Annotated in this window: 18 protein-coding genes; 9 read left to right on the forward strand and 9 right to left on the reverse strand. The window is 35.9% G+C overall.

The features are described from left to right. Positions 1-142: 142 nt before the first annotated feature. The 4 genes from VNJ50_RS01935 (at position 143) to VNJ50_RS01950 (ending at position 3534) form a co-directional block, all read left to right on the forward strand. Positions 143-778, forward strand: a complete 636-nt coding sequence (locus VNJ50_RS01935) for a Crp/Fnr family transcriptional regulator (RefSeq protein WP_325578531.1) — start codon at positions 143-145, stop codon at positions 776-778. A 57-nt stretch (positions 779-835) separates the two neighbouring features. Further along, the gene (locus tag VNJ50_RS01940; RefSeq protein ID WP_325578533.1) at positions 836-1396 is read left to right on the forward strand and encodes a YeeE/YedE family protein; all 561 of its coding nucleotides are present in this window, start codon (positions 836-838) and stop codon (positions 1394-1396) included. 82 nt (positions 1397-1478) lie between these two features. Then, complete coding sequence (locus VNJ50_RS01945; RefSeq protein ID WP_325578535.1) at positions 1479-1892, forward strand: DUF6691 family protein; 414 nt, start codon at positions 1479-1481, stop codon at positions 1890-1892. Positions 1893-2121: 229 nt separating this feature from the next. After that, entirely contained in the window at positions 2122-3534 is a 1413-nt protein-coding gene (locus VNJ50_RS01950) for an MBL fold metallo-hydrolase (RefSeq protein ID WP_325578537.1), read from the forward strand. A 72-nt stretch (positions 3535-3606) separates the two neighbouring features. On the opposite strand, the gene VNJ50_RS01955 is transcribed toward VNJ50_RS01950, so the two are convergent. The 5 genes from VNJ50_RS01955 to VNJ50_RS01975 form a co-directional block, all read right to left on the reverse strand. Beyond that, positions 3607-3882 carry an ATP-dependent Clp protease adaptor ClpS gene (locus VNJ50_RS01955; protein ID WP_325578539.1) on the reverse strand — a complete coding sequence of 92 codons (276 nt, stop codon included), beginning with the start codon at positions 3880-3882 and terminating at the stop codon, positions 3607-3609. Positions 3883-3950: 68 nt separating this feature from the next. After that, positions 3951-4787 (reverse strand): 50S ribosomal protein L11 methyltransferase, encoded by an 837-nt coding sequence (prmA, locus tag VNJ50_RS01960; RefSeq protein ID WP_325578541.1) that lies wholly within the window; start codon positions 4785-4787, stop codon positions 3951-3953. Between the two features lie 12 nt (positions 4788-4799). Beyond that, a complete protein-coding gene (tpiA, locus tag VNJ50_RS01965) occupies positions 4800-5549 on the reverse strand; it encodes a triose-phosphate isomerase (RefSeq protein ID WP_325578543.1) in 750 nt (249 codons plus the stop codon). Positions 5550-5601: 52 nt separating this feature from the next. Beyond that, positions 5602-6696, reverse strand: a complete 1095-nt coding sequence (locus tag VNJ50_RS01970) for a BT_3928 family protein (RefSeq protein WP_325578545.1) — start codon at positions 6694-6696, stop codon at positions 5602-5604. An 88-nt stretch (positions 6697-6784) separates the two neighbouring features. Further along, positions 6785-7324 carry a DUF1599 domain-containing protein gene (locus tag VNJ50_RS01975; RefSeq protein WP_325578547.1) on the reverse strand — a complete coding sequence of 180 codons (540 nt, stop codon included), beginning with the start codon at positions 7322-7324 and terminating at the stop codon, positions 6785-6787. Positions 7325-7479: 155 nt separating this feature from the next. On the opposite strand from VNJ50_RS01975, the gene folP reads away from it, so the two are divergent. From folP to VNJ50_RS01990, 3 genes are read left to right on the forward strand one after another with little or no spacing between them, the layout of a single operon-like run. Further along, positions 7480-8304: a dihydropteroate synthase gene (gene folP / locus VNJ50_RS01980; protein ID WP_325578564.1), complete on the forward strand. Its 825-nt coding sequence runs from the start codon at positions 7480-7482 to the stop codon at positions 8302-8304. Positions 8305-8307: 3 nt separating this feature from the next. After that, entirely contained in the window at positions 8308-8991 is a 684-nt protein-coding gene (locus VNJ50_RS01985; RefSeq protein WP_325578549.1) for a hypothetical protein, read from the forward strand. Positions 8992-9027: 36 nt separating this feature from the next. After that, positions 9028-9810, forward strand: coding sequence for a diadenylate cyclase (locus tag VNJ50_RS01990; RefSeq protein WP_325578551.1), 783 nt, complete (start codon positions 9028-9030; stop codon positions 9808-9810). A 24-nt stretch (positions 9811-9834) separates the two neighbouring features. On the opposite strand, the gene VNJ50_RS01995 is transcribed toward VNJ50_RS01990, so the two are convergent. From VNJ50_RS01995 to truA, 3 genes are all read right to left on the reverse strand, one after another. Continuing rightward, positions 9835-10386: a DUF7010 family protein gene (locus VNJ50_RS01995; protein WP_325578553.1), complete on the reverse strand. Its 552-nt coding sequence runs from the start codon at positions 10384-10386 to the stop codon at positions 9835-9837. A 167-nt stretch (positions 10387-10553) separates the two neighbouring features. Continuing rightward, positions 10554-12323 carry an ABC transporter ATP-binding protein gene (locus VNJ50_RS02000; protein ID WP_325578555.1) on the reverse strand — a complete coding sequence of 590 codons (1770 nt, stop codon included), beginning with the start codon at positions 12321-12323 and terminating at the stop codon, positions 10554-10556. Beyond that, positions 12320-13075: a tRNA pseudouridine(38-40) synthase TruA gene (gene truA / locus VNJ50_RS02005; protein WP_325578557.1), complete on the reverse strand. Its 756-nt coding sequence runs from the start codon at positions 13073-13075 to the stop codon at positions 12320-12322. Before truA ends, VNJ50_RS02000 begins: the two co-directional genes overlap by 4 nt. A gap of 231 nt (positions 13076-13306) precedes the next feature. On the opposite strand from truA, the gene VNJ50_RS02010 reads away from it, so the two are divergent. After that, on the forward strand, positions 13307-13798 hold the full coding sequence (locus VNJ50_RS02010) for a metallophosphoesterase family protein (protein WP_325578559.1): 492 nt from the start codon (positions 13307-13309) through the stop codon (positions 13796-13798). 130 nt (positions 13799-13928) lie between these two features. Here the strand turns inward: VNJ50_RS02010 and VNJ50_RS02015 are convergent, their stop codons facing one another. Beyond that, a complete protein-coding gene (locus tag VNJ50_RS02015; RefSeq protein ID WP_325578560.1) occupies positions 13929-14339 on the reverse strand; it encodes a DUF4293 domain-containing protein in 411 nt (136 codons plus the stop codon). Positions 14340-14561: 222 nt separating this feature from the next. Between VNJ50_RS02015 and rho the strand changes: the two genes are divergently transcribed. Continuing rightward, a partial coding sequence (rho, locus tag VNJ50_RS02020; RefSeq protein WP_325578562.1) for a transcription termination factor Rho occupies positions 14562-15907 on the forward strand: 1346 nt, incomplete at its 3' end.

The following is a 15907-nucleotide window of genomic DNA, read 5'->3' on the forward strand; positions in this document are numbered from 1 at the left end:
TCAAACTTGTAACCTCCTGAGCCGTAATCAGGTGCGCTATTCAGTTGCGCCACGAGGCCTTTTAAAGTGGGTGCAAATATAACAATTTTATTAAAACTTTACCAAATATTATTTCGAATTTATAAATGTTTATTTTTGAACTATGATACAGAAAAACCTACTCGCTCAATTTGGATCTTATTTTGATGAATCCATGTTAAAAAACATTGCTGAACATGGCACGATCAAACATTTTAAAAAAGATGACATCATCATGGACATTGGGCAAAACCTTACCCATGTGCCCTTACTTTTGCACGGACTTATCAAAGTTTTGCGAGAAGATGATAAGGACAGCGAGTTTCTTTTATATGTTTTAGAGCGCGGAGACACTTGCTCCATGTCCTTAACCTGTTGCATGGAAAAATCAAGAAGCAAAATTAGGGCCGTCGCCGACAAAGATTCCACCGTTATCATGATTCCCAACGAAAAAATGATAGAATGGTTCCACACCAATGAAAGTTGGCGAAACTTTATTCTACAAAGCTATCAAATCCGCTTTAACGAAATGTTGGAAACTATTGACACCTTAGCGTTTATGAAAATGGACGAACGTCTTTACAAATATCTGATAGACCAAGTCAAACTAAATGCTTCTGAAACCATTTCAAAAACGCATCAGGATATTGCCGAAGATTTAAACACCTCGCGTGTTGTCATTTCCAGGGTATTGAAACAATTGGAAAATGAAGGGAAAATTATTTTAAAACGCAACAAGATCGAGGTCCTCAAATTTTAAGAAACTAACTTTAGACCATATCAATTACTAGACTTATCTTCGCAAAAATTTAATTTAATGGAATTTATACTACAACCTTGGCCTTGGTATGTTTCTGGGCCGCTTCTTGCCATGATCATGTTTATCCTTGTATATTTTGGAAAAACATTTGGCATGTCTTCCAATTTAAGGACCTTTTGTACCATTGCCGGTGCAGGCAAAAAAGTCAAGTTCTTTGATTTCGATTGGAAATCGCAACGCTGGAATCTTACCGTTGTTTTGGGCGCCATTATTGGCGGATTTATTGCCCATTTCTTGTTATCAAACCCGGTAGATATCGATTTAAATCCTGAGACAGTAAAAAGCCTATCACAATATGGTTTTGAAAACGCAGGAAAAAGCTTACTTCCAGCTGAATTATTCAGTTGGGATGCCGTTTTCAGCTTCAAAGGATTATCAATCTTAATTGTTGGCGGTTTCCTTGTAGGTTTTGGCACGCGTTATGCCGGGGGCTGCACATCTGGCCATGCCATCACAGGTTTGAGCAGTTTACAATTGCCGTCATTAATTGCCGTAATCGGATTTTTTATCGGCGGATTAATTATGGTTCATTTACTATTTCCACTAATTTTTGGTTAATTATAAAACGTCATTCTTCAATCTCCTCAATTAACACTTTAAATATATGAGGACATTGCATCAGACAATAAAATATACTCAGATGAAATTTCTAAAATTTTTACTTGTTGGCATTGCATTAGGGATTATTCTCGTAAAATCCGAAGCTGTTTCATGGTATCGCATCTTCGAAATGTTCCGATTTGAAGCCTTTCACATGTACGGCATCATCGGAACGGCGATTGCCACCGGAACTATATTGCTTTTGATTTCTAAAAAATTCAAACTCAAAAATATTGAAGGCAACATTATGAATGTCCCAGATAAAGAAAAAGGTCTAAAAAGATACATTTTTGGAGGTATCCTATTCGGGTTGGGATGGGCTTTATCCGGTGCTTGTCCAGGCCCCATGTATATTTTGGTTGGCACAGGTGTTTTTACCATGCTCATTGTCATTTTAGCAGCAGTTTTGGGAACCTACGTATATGGCGTCATAAAAGACAAATTACCACATTAAGCACAACTAAAAGACTTTAATTGATATATATCAGCTACAGTTGATTTTTAATCGTTATCAGATGCTATTTATGGGGAATGTGACTTTTATCACACAACTTACTTTAAGCGATTTGTATCTTTGATCATTAAATGTATCAAAAGAAAATATTTTAAAATTTTACATAAGGCAAAACATCATCATATTGATAGACTTATTGCCACGATGATCCTAAAATTAATTTTAAATCATGAAAATAGAACAAATTTATACGGGTTGCTTGGCACAAGGCGCCTATTATATCCAATCGGAAGGCGAAGCTGCCATTATTGATCCATTACGTGAAATCCAACCTTATATTGACAAAGCAAACGCTGAAAATGCAAAAATAAAATATGTGTTTGAAACCCATTTCCATGCGGACTTTGTTTCAGGACATGTCGATTTGGCCAACAAAACCGGAGCAACCATTGTTTATGGACCAGGTGCTGAAACCAGTTATGACATCCACTCTGCAACCGATGGCGAAGTTTTCAAAATTGGAAAAATCGCTATCAAAGTATTGCATACACCTGGACATACTTTAGAATCTTCAAGTTATTTATTGATTGATGAAAATGGCAACAATCACGCTTTGTTTTCTGGAGACACTTTATTTTTAGGTGATGTTGGCCGACCAGATTTGGCTATAAAATCGGATTTAACAAAAGAAGACCTAGCGGGAATGCTTTATGACTCACTTCGAACCAAAATCATGACACTGGCCGATGATGTAATCGTTTATCCAGGCCACGGTGCAGGTTCAGCTTGTGGAAAAAATTTGAGTAAAGAAACCATTGGCACAATTGGCGATCAGAAGAAAACCAATTATGCACTTCGCTCAGATATGACAAAAGTAGAATTTGTGAAAGAAGTGCTGGATGGCATGCCGCCACCGCCACAGTATTTTGCAAAAAATGCCATGCTTAACAAAACTGGCTATGATGCTTTTGATCAGGTTTTGAAAACCGGAAACGTGGCATTAACTCCAGATGATTTTGAAGCGATTGCCAACCATGAAGATGCCTTGGTATTGGATGTAAGAACCCAAAGTGATTTTATTGAAGGCCATATTCCTAATTCTATTTTCATAGGGCTCAATGGTCAATTTGCCCCTTGGGTTGGCGCATTGATCACCGATTTGAAACAACCTATCATCCTCGTCGTTCCAGAAGGCCAAAATGAAGAAGCAGTAACACGCTTGTCTCGCGTTGGCTATGACAACACTCTTGGCTATCTTAAAGGTGGTATTGCTGCTTGGAAAGCTTCGGGCAAGGAAGTGAGCACTTTGGAATCGATTTCTGCGGAAACGTTAGCTCAAAAAGTAAAATCTGAACCTCTTAATATACTAGATGTTAGAAAGGATGGTGAATATGAAGCATCACATTTAGAAAATGTGCAACATTTTGCGCTCGATTTCATCAATCAAAACATGAATCAAATCGATGCGAATAAAACTTATTATATACATTGTGCCGGTGGATATCGCTCCGTAATTGCCGCATCTATTTTAAAAGCACGTGGGTTTAATAATCTTGTGGATATTGCTGGAGGATTTGCAGCTATTAAACAAACGGATTTACCGATTACGCAATTTGTTTGCCCATCCACTTTACAAGGATAAATTACACAGACAGACAAGATATTAGACCTAAAAAAAATCCCGATAGCAACTATCGGGATTTTTTTTAGGTCTTTATATGATTTCCGCACTTAAGCCAGCTTCCAAAAGCATGGTACAACGTGGCTTTAGATCTTCATAAGGCCCGGTTTTAACTGTGCATTTTCCTTTATAATGCACCAATATAGAACATTGCTCGGCTTGCTCCGGAGTATGGTCGCAAGCATAAATAAGCGTATCGATAACATGGTCAAAAGTATTGACATCGTCATTATACAATACTATCTCGTTAAGCTTTTCTTCTAAGGTATCAACGAGAAGGTCTTCTTGGATTTTCTCTTTAGTACTCATTTTATTTAATCTGCTGTGATAATTTTAATAGTTTTACAATCCGTTGATCATAATCAATTAACAGACTGCTAATTTACGAATTTTAAAGCAACCCAATTATTTCTTTCCAAAATTTCAACGCAAGTCAATTCGTATTTATTACATTCTTCTTCAATAGCAGGAATATCATCATTGTAAAATCCGCTGACAAAAAGGGTTCCGTTGGTATTTAAACAGTTTACATACGCTCCCATATCGTTCAACAAAATATTTCGGTTGATATTGGCAATAATCGTATCGTATTTTTGCGTTTTCAGCAAACTGGCATCACCTTCCAAAACGGTAATGTGCTTGCAGTTATTTCGCTCAACATTTTCTAAACTGTTCAGATAGCACCAATTGTCATAATCGATAGCATCAATAGATTTAGCTCCTCTCATTTCGGCCAAAATAGCCAAAACACCGGTTCCGCAACCCATATCCAAAACCGATTTATCTTTAAAATCATTTTTAAGAATATGTTGGATCATCATGTGCGTCGTTTCATGATGTCCGGTTCCAAAACTCATTTTTGGCTCGATAATAATATCGTAAGTCGTATCTGGTTTTTCGTGAAATGGTGCGCGTACAGAACACAAACCATCCACTATGATAGGATTGAAGTTTTTTTCCCATTCCTCGTTCCAGTTGATTTGCTCAATTTCTTCAAAAGTGTATGAAATTTCAAATTCTTCCGATTTCAAAATGTAGATATCATCAAGAATCGCATCGTTCCATTCCTCCTTTTGAATATAGGCCGTAACGCCTTCTTCGGTTTCTACAAAACTCTCAAAACCTGCATAACCCAATTCGGCAATCAAAATTTCTGTACCTGGCTGTAAAGGTGTCACCTTAAATTGATAGCCGATATAAATAGTATTGGACATTTATAGTTACGATTAAAATGCGTTTACAATTGCAAAAAAGTCACTGGCATTGAGTGCTGCTCCTCCTATTAATCCGCCATCTACATCAGGTTTGGCAAAAATTTCTTTGGCGTTCGATGGTTTACAACTGCCGCCATAAAGGATAGAAATAGAATCGGCAACTTCGGCACCATAAGTATTGGCTATGGTTTTTCTGATGAAGGCATGCATGTCCTGTGCTTGCTCGGCAGTGGCGGTTTCACCGGTTCCGATGGCCCAAACCGGTTCATAGGCCAAAACAATATTTTTAAAAGCAGCAGCGTTCAAATGAAATAATGCATTTCTAATCTGGTTTGCAACAATAGCTTCTTGATTGCCTGATTTCCGATCGGCCAATTCTTCTCCAAAACAGAAAATAATTTGCAGTTCGTTGGCCAATGCCGCATCCACCTTTTTAGCCAAGATGGCATCGGATTCATTAAAATAAGCACGACGCTCGCTATGGCCCAATATTACTGTTTTGATACCTACACTTTTAAGCATGGCAGCGCTAACTTCGCCAGTATAAGCGCCAGATTCGGCAAAATGCATGTTTTGTGCAATCACTTCAATACTGCTACCTTTTAAAGCATTAAAGGCTTGCCAAAGGTTTGTAAAAGATGGTGCAATCATGACCTCAACATCAGCTGCGCCATTTTGGGCTTTAAGTTCTGTAATCAATGTTTCGGTTTGTGCCAAATCATTGTTCATTTTCCAGTTTCCTGCTACTATTTTTTTTCTCATATCTATGGTAACCTTCCTAACAGGAAGGGGATTTTTTATTTAATAATATTCGTTACAATTTCAAATCTTCAATATCGTTCCAATGTTTCTTTTGTGTGACCGTACCTTTATTTAAAATAACCACCCCTGGGTTGGAACGTACGATAGTTTTAAGTACTTTTTCGTCGCACAAATAAAAATCAAAATTAAAACCGTATTCGGTCTTTATTTTCTGTTTTGTGGCTTCATCAGAAGTGGTCATGCCAATTACGGTATATCCTTTTTCGAGTGCTTTATCAGAAAGTGCTTTTAGTTTTTTGACGCCTTCTCTTTCCGAACTTCTAAGATCATAAACCACAATCATCATCAATTTATCCTTTTCCAAAAAGTACATGGTCAAATCCTCATCTTCGGTTTCTATGGAAAAATCCTGAATTTTAGGTAAATCTGCTGCTTGTATTTCCTTTGTTTCAACATTTAAAATCTCATCGTATTTGGCTGGTCCTTGCCCTCTATCTATTAAGGTTTTTTCTTCGCCATCTAAGGTATAGGTCCAGACATAATCAATAATCGCTTTTTTAGCATTTGGTGCGAGCTTCATGTTTTCTTGAATATTATCTCCTATTTTATACGCTCTAAAATCGATGGCTGGCAAATGCATAAGCACATAATAAGCAAAAGAAAGTGATGCCAAAAAGCCCAAAAGTGCCACAACAGTTGTTGCTAATTTTCCGAAAATTGGTTTAATATACCTGACCCCGAAGAACAAAACCAAAATTAAAACCAACAGCACAACGTCTTTGGTAAAACTTTGCCATGGCGTCATTGGCAGTGCATCGCCAAAACAACCACACTCTTTTACTTTATCAAAATAGGCCGAATAAAATGTCAAAAAAGTAAAGAATATGATCATGAGCAATAAGCTCCAAACCGTGAATTTCGGCTTATAGCCAATTAGTAGAAATACACCCAAAACAACTTCAAAAACCACCACAATAATGGCTATCCCCAAAGCATAAGGTTCTAAAAACGTTAAGTTCAAAACATCTGGACCAAAATATTCCTGAAGTTTATATGAAAAACCCAACGGATCGTTCAATTTTACAAAACCAGAAATAATAAAAAGAATACCTACAAATATTCTACTAATGCCTACTAAATATTTCATCAAAATTAAAGTTTTTTAAGATTCTAAAGTTTTTAGCTCCAAACGTCCCATGCTTAAAATATAGGCATAAATGAGCCATCTTGTTTTATTATTTTTCGTTCAAATGGATCAGCGCAAATACGGCATAATTAATCATATCCTGATAATTGGCATCAATACCTTCACTTACCAAAGTTTTTCCTGAATTATCTTCAATTTGCTTAACTCTAAGCAATTTTTGCAAAATAAGATCGGTAAGGCTGCTCACCCTCATATCGCGCCAAGCTTCACCATAATCATGATTTTTATCCATCATAAGCTGTTTGGTCAGGGCTATTTTCTCATCATATAATTTAGTCGCTTCTTCAACATCCAGGTCTGGTTTTTCAACCACACCTTTTTCCAACTGAATCAATGCCATTGTACAATAATTGATGATGCCAATAAACTCACTCTCCTCGCCTTCATCTACCTTTCTAACAGCATTTTGCTGCAAACCTCTGATGCGTTGTGTCTTGATAAAAATTTGATCGGTTAAGGAAGGAAGTCTTAAAACACGCCAGGCACTTCCATAATCTGACATTTTATTAACAAAAAGAGCTCGGCATTTTTGAATGACGGCATCATATTGTTTTGAAGTATTTTGCATAGAAAACTGGTAATTTTGCGTAAATTTCGCCTAAATAGTTCAGAGTTCAAAGTTCAAGGTTCAAAGATTTTAGATATCAAACCAAATTAGTTAAATATCTATAAAATTGACTTTTGCAAGGCACAACTTTGAACAAAAAAATTGAAATCGACATCATGACCATAAATTGCAAAGGACAGCTAATTGATTTGACCATCCCGAAAGTCATGGGCATTCTAAACTTAACACCAGATTCTTTTTATGACGGCGGTTTTTATAAAAATCAACCGGATATTTTAAGGCAAGTTGAAAAAATGCTAACTGAGGGCGCCACTTTTATTGATATTGGTGCATACAGCTCAAGAGCAAATGCCGTAAACATCAGCGAATCCGAAGAAATAGAACGTTTACTTCCTATTATAGAACTTTTGATCAAAAATTTTCCTGAAATATTAATATCAATTGATACCTTTAGAAGCAACGTCGCGGCACAATCCATTACTGCTGGCGCTTGTATAATCAATGATATTTCGGCCGGAAAGATGGACGATAACATGTTGCCAACCATTGCAAAACACAAAGTTCCATATATTATGATGCACATGAAAGGAACGCCGCAAAACATGCAACAAAACACACATTACGAGCACTTAATCAAAGATATTATTTATTATTTTTCTGAACGTATTGCTGTTGCAAAAAGCCTGGGAATAATAGATGTAATTATCGATCCTGGTTTTGGATTTTCTAAAACTTTGGATCAAAACTATGAGCTACTGCAACATATGGAGGTTTTGAAAATGCTTGAAAAACCTATTTTAGCTGGTATTTCAAGAAAATCCATGATTTATAATTTACTTGGCACAACACCTGATAAAGCACTTAACGGCACCACGGTGTTAAATACAATGGCCTTGCAAAAAAAAGCTGCCATTTTAAGAGTCCATGACGTTAAAGAAGCCATGGAATGTATAAAAATCACACAACAATTAAACCTATAACTCATGAGACGTCTATTATTGTTCACTTTACTGGTTTTAGCATTTTCATGCAATAACGAAAGAATACTATTGCTTCCAGAAATAGTCAATGCCGAAATAACGGAAGTTCATGATGTCTCTCCTATTTATGTTTTTTACGATGAAACAAAAGCAGACAGTCTTGAACTTAATCGTGCCAATTTGATTACTTCTACCAATTGGCTCGTCAACATCGATAAACGCCTTACTTTAGGTCAGGTCATTCCTAAAATCATCGAATTGCAAGATAAAAAAAGAAAAGCCGAAGCCAAGAAAAGCGAGCATACAAAAAATTATTTTACCTGTAACGACACTAGTATTCAAAATTTAGGTTTTTTGGATTTCACCAAAGTAATTTACAAAACAAATTTTGTGCTGCCCAACATTTCGCCCGACTATGAAAATCCAAGAGAAAAGCGCATTATTATCGATTTTAGAAGTCCTCGGGATATCAAACTAGTAAGCATCTTTAAAGATTCGGTGATTGTAAAATCATCATTGCCAAATCTAACAGCTGATATTGAAGCCCTGGCAAAAGATGTTTCGTATGAACTCTATTTAAATATTAATGACAATTTAAGTTTTCAGGACTATATCACTTTCAAATCGACGCTTTCCAAAGTCAATTTTCCAAAAATGAGCATCAACGAAAACGAGTTCATTTATTAATCATATTTTTTATAATTTTACAAAAACACTACAAGATTGGATCAGCTAAAACTTTGGAATTTTGGGATCATCGATTTTATCGACATCTTTCTAGTTGCCCTACTTTTATATTATGTTTATAAACTGATAAAAGGTACGGTGGCCATTAATATTTTTATTGGCATCATCATCATTTACTTTATTTGGAAATTGACAACCTTCCTAAAAATGGGTTTGCTAAGTTCTATTTTCAGTGGCTTTATGGACGTTGGAATTATTGCTTTAATTGTGGTTTTTCAACCGGAAATAAGAAAATTCCTTTTGATGGTCGGCTCCACTAACTTTGGAAACAAACGTAAGTTTTTAAAACATCTCAACTTCTTAAAAACTGACGAAATGGTGCATACCGATGTTGAAGTCATCATTTCGGCTTGTCAAAAAATGGCTTCTACACGCACTGGCGCATTGATTGTTTTGGAACGCAATAATAATCTCGATTTTTTGACCAATACGGGTGATGCGATGAACATTGCCGTGACGCAACCCATTATTGAAAGCATCTTTTTTAAAAACAGTCCGCTTCATGACGGTGCCATTGTGATTAGCAACAACATCATAAAAGCTACACGTGTTATCCTACCGGTGAGCAGTGATCGCACCATCCCGCAACGCTTTGGATTACGCCACAGAGCAGCCATTGGAATTACCGAAAAGACCGATGCTTTGGCTATTACCGTGAGTGAAGAAACTGGACAAATATCATATTTAAAAAATGGTGAATTTGTAATGTTCAAAGACAACGACGAACTTATAAAAATGATTAAAAAGGATTTGGCGTAAACATAAAATAGAATGGCTATTACTTTATGTTTTAATTCTTCTGTTCTTCAAAATTACAATTGACATAATATACACAATTACAATTGCTATCGGAATTGTTATAAATCTGTCTGATGGAAATAAATACCAAAGAATTAAAATTGAAATTGTCCTAAGAATTGAGTGAAATAGTCCTATCCAATGGTCAATAATCCAAGTTAATGGAACCCACATTAATCCTGTCAAGATTCCAACTGTTAATGGAAGAGAGGTATAATCTTCAATAAAAAATGGTATTGCGATTGAATAGACTAAAATAGCTTGAGCTACCGTAAGAAAAAATAAATTATCAAAAGTGTTTTTAGGCTTGGTTTTGTCAAGATAGTTTTCGCCCGTCAATTTCGAAATTCCCATAGCTAAATAGACTATAGATCCTGTTGCCACAAACAAAACCCAAACAGTAATATTGTCAGGAAAAAAAATACCCGAAATAGCAACTATAAACCACGAAATTAAACCAGCAATTGGGGAAGCTAAAAGTTTCTTTTGCTTAAATTCTTCTTTTTGCTCTTCAAGAGTTCTTTGATTTGCTGTCATTTCTTATAAATTAATTTCTTTCACAGGTCTCGTTCTAAGCTGACCTCTAACTTTTTTTAAAGATATCTTCAATGGTAAGAACCCTGAATTTTAATTGACTGAATTGTGCTTTTTGTTATCTGAACTGTTGTATTTCATTTCCTATAGAATGACAGAATGCAAAAAAACTAAACAGCTTCCTGCTTTAAAAATTGCACTTCGTACAAGTTTCTGTAATAGCCATCTTTCTTTTGAAGCAATTCTTTGTGGCTACCTTGTTCAACAATTTGGCCGGCATCCATAACGATGATGTTATCTGCCTTTTGAATCGTTGCAAGACGATGCGCGATAACAATAGACGTTCTGCCTTTTGTGATTTTCTCAGTAGCAATTTGCATTAAATGCTCAGAATACGAATCGACAGAAGAAGTAGCTTCGTCCATCACCAAAATACTTGGATTGGTAACGTAAGCTCTTAAAAAAGAAATCAGTTGACGCTGTCCAGAAGAAAGCATTACCCCACGCTCTTTCACATTATAATGATAACCATTGGGCAAACTCATAATAAACTCATGAATACCAATATCCTTCGCGGCCTGCTGCACTTCTGCTTCTGTAATATTGGGATTATTGAGCGTGATATTGTTTAAAATGGTATCCGCAAAAAGAAAAACATCTTGAAGTACAACAGAAATTTGCGCTCTTAAAGACTTTAAGGTCAAATTTTTAATATCGATGTCATCAATATAAATTTTTCCTTTTTGAATGTCATAAAATCGGTTCAACAAATTGATAATCGTCGATTTCCCAGCGCCCGTGGCACCCACAATAGCAATAGTTTGACCTGGTTTTACATCAAAAGAAATGCCTTTTAGAACTTCTTCATCGGCGATATATGAAAAATGAACCTTCTCAAATTTAATATGTCCTTTAAAATCTGGTGCTTCAATTTGTCCCAAATCATCAATGTGCGAAGTGGTATCTAAAATTTCAAACACACGATTGGCAGCAACAATCCCCATCTGGAACGTATTGAATCGGTTGGCAATCTGATTTAAAGGCCTGAACAACATTGGAATCATCATAATAAAAGCAAATAAATCACCTTGCGACGCCAGATTATCAGAAATAATATTAAGTCCGCCGTACCACACCACAATGCCGAGTGTCAATGACGATAAAAATTCAGCAATCGGAAAAAATACCGAGTTGTACCACACCGTTTTCAACCACCCTTTTCTGTGTCGTGCATTAATTTCCCTAAATTTTTTATATTCGGTTTCCTCTCTTGTAAAAAGCTGTAAGATTTTCATTCCGGTGACACGTTCCTGAACAAAGGAATTAAGATTGGAGACTTCATTACGCACATCTTCAAAAGCGACTTTCATGTATTTTTGAAAAATAACGGTAGCCAAAAGTACGATTGGCAATGTTGCAAACACCAAAATACTTAGTTCCCAATTCATAAAAATCATGACACCGGCAACGACCAACATTTTAAGGACATCACTAAAAATCATAAAAAGCCCCTCTCCAAAAATATCGGAAATACGTTCAATGTCGGTAACCGTTCGGGTAATCAAAACGCCCACCGATGAGTTGTCAAAATATTTCATCTTAAAACTCATGATGTGCTTAAAAAGCTTTACCCTAATATCTTTAACCACCGATTGGCCCAACCAACCTGCATAATAAATAAAAAGTAATTGTGACAAAACCTCCAAAAACAAAAGAACAATCATCACGATCACGTAATACATAAAGCCATCGTATTCTCTAAGGGCAATATGATTATCTATAGCTTGTTGTAAAACATAAGGTCTTAAAGCGCCAAAAACTGCCAGCCCTATTACAAACAGCATCGTTAACGTAAATACAAGTTTATACGGCTTAATATATTTCATTAAGCGTACAAAAAGGTTAACGTCATAAACCTTGGTTTTTCTTTTGGTACTCATAATGGTGTCGTCTTAAAAATAGTATCGGGATATTGAATATCCATTAAAAATAAGCCTCTTGCAGGTACTGAAAATCCAGCTTTGCTCCTATCTTTTGAAGAAATGATAGTATGTAATTCTTCAACTTCAATCTTGCCAAGTCCAATATTAATTAGGGTTCCTACAATGGCACGTACCATATTTCTTAAAAACCTATCGGCGGTTATAACAAAAGTGAGCTCCGTTTTGTTTAAAACCCAATAAGCTTCTTTAATTGTGCAATAATACGTTTTTACATCAGTGTTACTTTTAGAAAAGCATTGAAAATCTTTATACTGTAATAAAATTTCACAAGCTTTATTCATTTTATCAACGTCTAAGGGCAATTGGATTTTATAGGCAAAGTCCTCTGTGAAAACGTTTTTTGTGGTAGAAACCCGATAATGATAAGTCCTGCTTAAGGCATTAAACCTGGCATGAGCGGTATCATTGACTTCAAATATACGATGAACGGAAATATCATTTGGCAAAAACCAATTCAACTTAAAAATTAGGTTATCTATATCAAAATCAGCATCCAAATCAAAATGCGCATACATTTGTGAAGCATGCACACCAGCATCGGTACGACCTGCACCCATTACGGTTAGTGGAACTCTCAACAATGTTGATAAAGCCTTTTCCAAAACCTGTTGCACAGAAATGGAATTGGGTTGGCGCTGCCATCCATGATACGCTTTTCCATTATATGACAATTCGATAAAATACCTCAATGTGACCTTGATAAATTTGAAAGTTATATCAAAAATAGCACCATTTCAACTTTAGTATCAATAAACTATAATTGGAGATCAGATAACGCATTTGTAACGGATGGGTTAATGTCATTATCACTATTTTTGTGATTGCAAAGATAATTAGAAATATGATTAAAAGCCGTTCTGGTTTTCAAAACCCGTAATGTTTAAATCCTAAAATTATCGACACTGTTAAAATTTATTCTTTTGAAAAAAATCTTACTGTTATCAGACACCCACAGTTATATGGATAATGACATCCTAAAATACGCAAAACAAGCCGATGAAGTCTGGCATGCTGGCGATATTGGAGATTTAGCCGTTACTGATTCGATAAAAAAACTAAAACCGTTACGGGCTGTTTACGGCAATATTGATGATGCCAAAGCACGTTTGGAATTTCCTGAAAACAATCGGTTTATATGTGAAGGGGTTGATGTTTTGATTACACATATTGGTGGATATCCTGGAAAATATGCTCCTCAAATAAGAGAAGAGCTCTATCAAAATCCGCCGAAACTTTTTATTTGTGGCCATTCGCACATCCTAAAAGTGATGCCAGATAAAAAACTAAACCTGCTGCACATGAATCCTGGAGCAATTGGAAAACATGGTTTTCAACAAGTCAGGACGATGTTGCGTTTTACGATTGATAGTGGAAAGATTGATAATTTGGAAGTGATTGAGTTTAAGAAATAAACCAAAATAAAACCTCTAACAATCACTTTATCAATAAAATACATAAATATTTCAAATCAAATTATTTAAAATAAAAAAACCCGAGATCTTCACCTCGGGTTCACGCACTAATAAAATTAAGATAATAGGTTTATCGCAATCTATCGACAGATTTTACAAGATCTTCATCCTTTTTTATGGCCTTATTGGCTAACACCAAAAACACGATAGAAAAAATAGGAATGAAAATCCCAACGCCTTTCTCAGAAATTTGACTTTCTCCAGACGTATTTAGCAATAAATACACGAATAATCCTAATAAAATAAAGTTTAATATGATATTAAGACGTCCCAAAACAAATTGGAACTTTCGGTTTTTAAAATTAAAAATAGAAAACAAAGATAACGCAGCCGAACCCAAGAACATGGCCAAATAGACGATATCGTCCTTCGCATAAACAGAAACATCGTTGGCAGTGGTCCATAAATGGAATACAAATATCAATCCACCCGATAAAATGGCAGATATTAATAAATAAACCGTCTGAATACGCTGTAACATTCGTTATTCTTAAAAATTAATGCGCAAAATTAGCAGTTTCTTTTTAAAACATACCCTTATTTTTAAAATAAAATTGTATTATTGCATCATCAATGTATTACTAACAGAGTGACAGGCTGTTAATCTTCAAAAATTACATTCGGTTTTTTCCTCTTTCTTAACCACGCAATAAGTTACGGAACGAATCCAATTTCAATTTTATAATTATACCCATAAACATACATGTTTGAAATTTCGCAATTAAAAGAAAAGAAGCTTTCTGAATTACAGGAATTAGCTCAAAAATTAAATGTCCCTAAGTATCGTTCACTTAAAAAATTGGATTTGATCTATCAAATCTTAGATCTTCAGGCAGCAAACCCAGAGGTTATAAAATCTGAAATTGCTCCCGTAAATGAAACTAAAACTGAAGTGGCAAAACCGCCTGTAAAGAAGAAAAGAGAACGTATTGAAAAAAAGCCAACTCCGGCGCCAGTTCAACCGCAAGCACAAGCACAAGCGCAACAAATTATGGATTTGCCGATAACCGACAAACCTGAAGAAAAAACCCCTGTTGCAGTTGCAAGACCTCAAAAAGAAGAAACTCCCGATACTAGAAAAGAATCAACTCCAGTAAAAAAAGCGGAACACCAAAACAAAAAACAGCAACCTCAAAAAGAAAAGGATGCGACCAACAAACCGCAACAAAGGGACAACAAACCTCAACCAAAACCCAATAACAGACCTCAGCATTCCAACGATGCTAACGGGAATAAAACAAACCCCAAAGACAATCGGGATAATCGGGATAATAATAACCGAGACAACAGCAATCATTCTAATACAAAAGTGAGTAACGGCAACAAGGACAACCGAAACCGTTATAGAGAACCAGACTTTGAATTTGATGCTATTATTGAAAGTGAAGGCGTGTTGGATATTATGCAAGATGGCTACGGCTTTTTACGTTCGTCAGATTACAATTACCTATCCTCTCCTGACGATATTTATGTATCGCAATCACAAATCAGATTGTTTGGTTTAAAAACCGGTGATACGGTTCTGGGCCATGTAAGACCTCCAAAAGAAGGCGAAAAATACTTTCCGTTGATTAAAGTTAGTCGCATTAACGGACAAAAACCGGAAGTGGTAAGAGACCGAGTATCCTTTGAACATTTAACACCTTTATTTCCTCAAGAAAAATTCAATATTGCCGAAAAACAAAGTACTATTTCGACACGTATCATGGATTTGTTTTCGCCGATTGGAAAAGGACAACGTGGCATGATCGTCTCACAGCCAAAAACAGGTAAAACCATGCTTCTCAAAGATGTGGCCAATGCTATTGCTGCTAATCACCCGGAAGTTTATCAAATGATCTTGTTGATTGACGAGCGTCCAGAAGAGGTCACCGATATGCAACGAAACGTTAGAGGAGAAGTTATTGCCTCAACGTTTGATAAAGAAGCACACGAACACGTAAAAATTGCCAATATCGTTTTAGAAAAAGCAAAACGATTGGTAGAATGTGGCCATGATGTGGTTATTCTTTTGGATTCCATAACACGTTTGGCACGTGCCTATAACAC

The sequence above is a fragment of the Gelidibacter sp. genome, from assembly GCF_035577925.1.
Lineage (GTDB): Bacteria > Bacteroidota > Bacteroidia > Flavobacteriales > Flavobacteriaceae > Gelidibacter.

Coding starts and splice junctions, on each gene's coding strand:
- VNJ50_RS02015 (WP_325578560.1), bottom strand. CDS start 14,339: ATGTTACAGCGTATTCAGACGGTTTATTTATTAATATCTGCCATTTTA.
- VNJ50_RS01985 (WP_325578549.1), top strand. CDS start 8,308: ATGAGACGTCTATTATTGTTCACTTTACTGGTTTTAGCATTTTCATGC.
- VNJ50_RS01995 (WP_325578553.1), bottom strand. CDS start 10,386: ATGACAGCAAATCAAAGAACTCTTGAAGAGCAAAAAGAAGAATTTAAG.
- VNJ50_RS01950 (WP_325578537.1), top strand. CDS start 2,122: ATGAAAATAGAACAAATTTATACGGGTTGCTTGGCACAAGGCGCCTAT.
- VNJ50_RS01945 (WP_325578535.1), top strand. CDS start 1,479: ATGAAATTTCTAAAATTTTTACTTGTTGGCATTGCATTAGGGATTATT.
- prmA (WP_325578541.1), bottom strand. CDS start 4,787: ATGTCCAATACTATTTATATCGGCTATCAATTTAAGGTGACACCTTTA.
- folP (WP_325578564.1), top strand. CDS start 7,480: ATGACCATAAATTGCAAAGGACAGCTAATTGATTTGACCATCCCGAAA.
- VNJ50_RS01940 (WP_325578533.1), top strand. CDS start 836: ATGGAATTTATACTACAACCTTGGCCTTGGTATGTTTCTGGGCCGCTT.
- VNJ50_RS01955 (WP_325578539.1), bottom strand. CDS start 3,882: ATGAGTACTAAAGAGAAAATCCAAGAAGACCTTCTCGTTGATACCTTA.
- VNJ50_RS01970 (WP_325578545.1), bottom strand. CDS start 6,696: ATGAAATATTTAGTAGGCATTAGTAGAATATTTGTAGGTATTCTTTTT.
- tpiA (WP_325578543.1), bottom strand. CDS start 5,549: ATGAGAAAAAAAATAGTAGCAGGAAACTGGAAAATGAACAATGATTTG.
- VNJ50_RS02000 (WP_325578555.1), bottom strand. CDS start 12,323: ATGAGTACCAAAAGAAAAACCAAGGTTTATGACGTTAACCTTTTTGTA.
- VNJ50_RS01975 (WP_325578547.1), bottom strand. CDS start 7,324: ATGCAAAATACTTCAAAACAATATGATGCCGTCATTCAAAAATGCCGA.
- VNJ50_RS01935 (WP_325578531.1), top strand. CDS start 143: ATGATACAGAAAAACCTACTCGCTCAATTTGGATCTTATTTTGATGAA.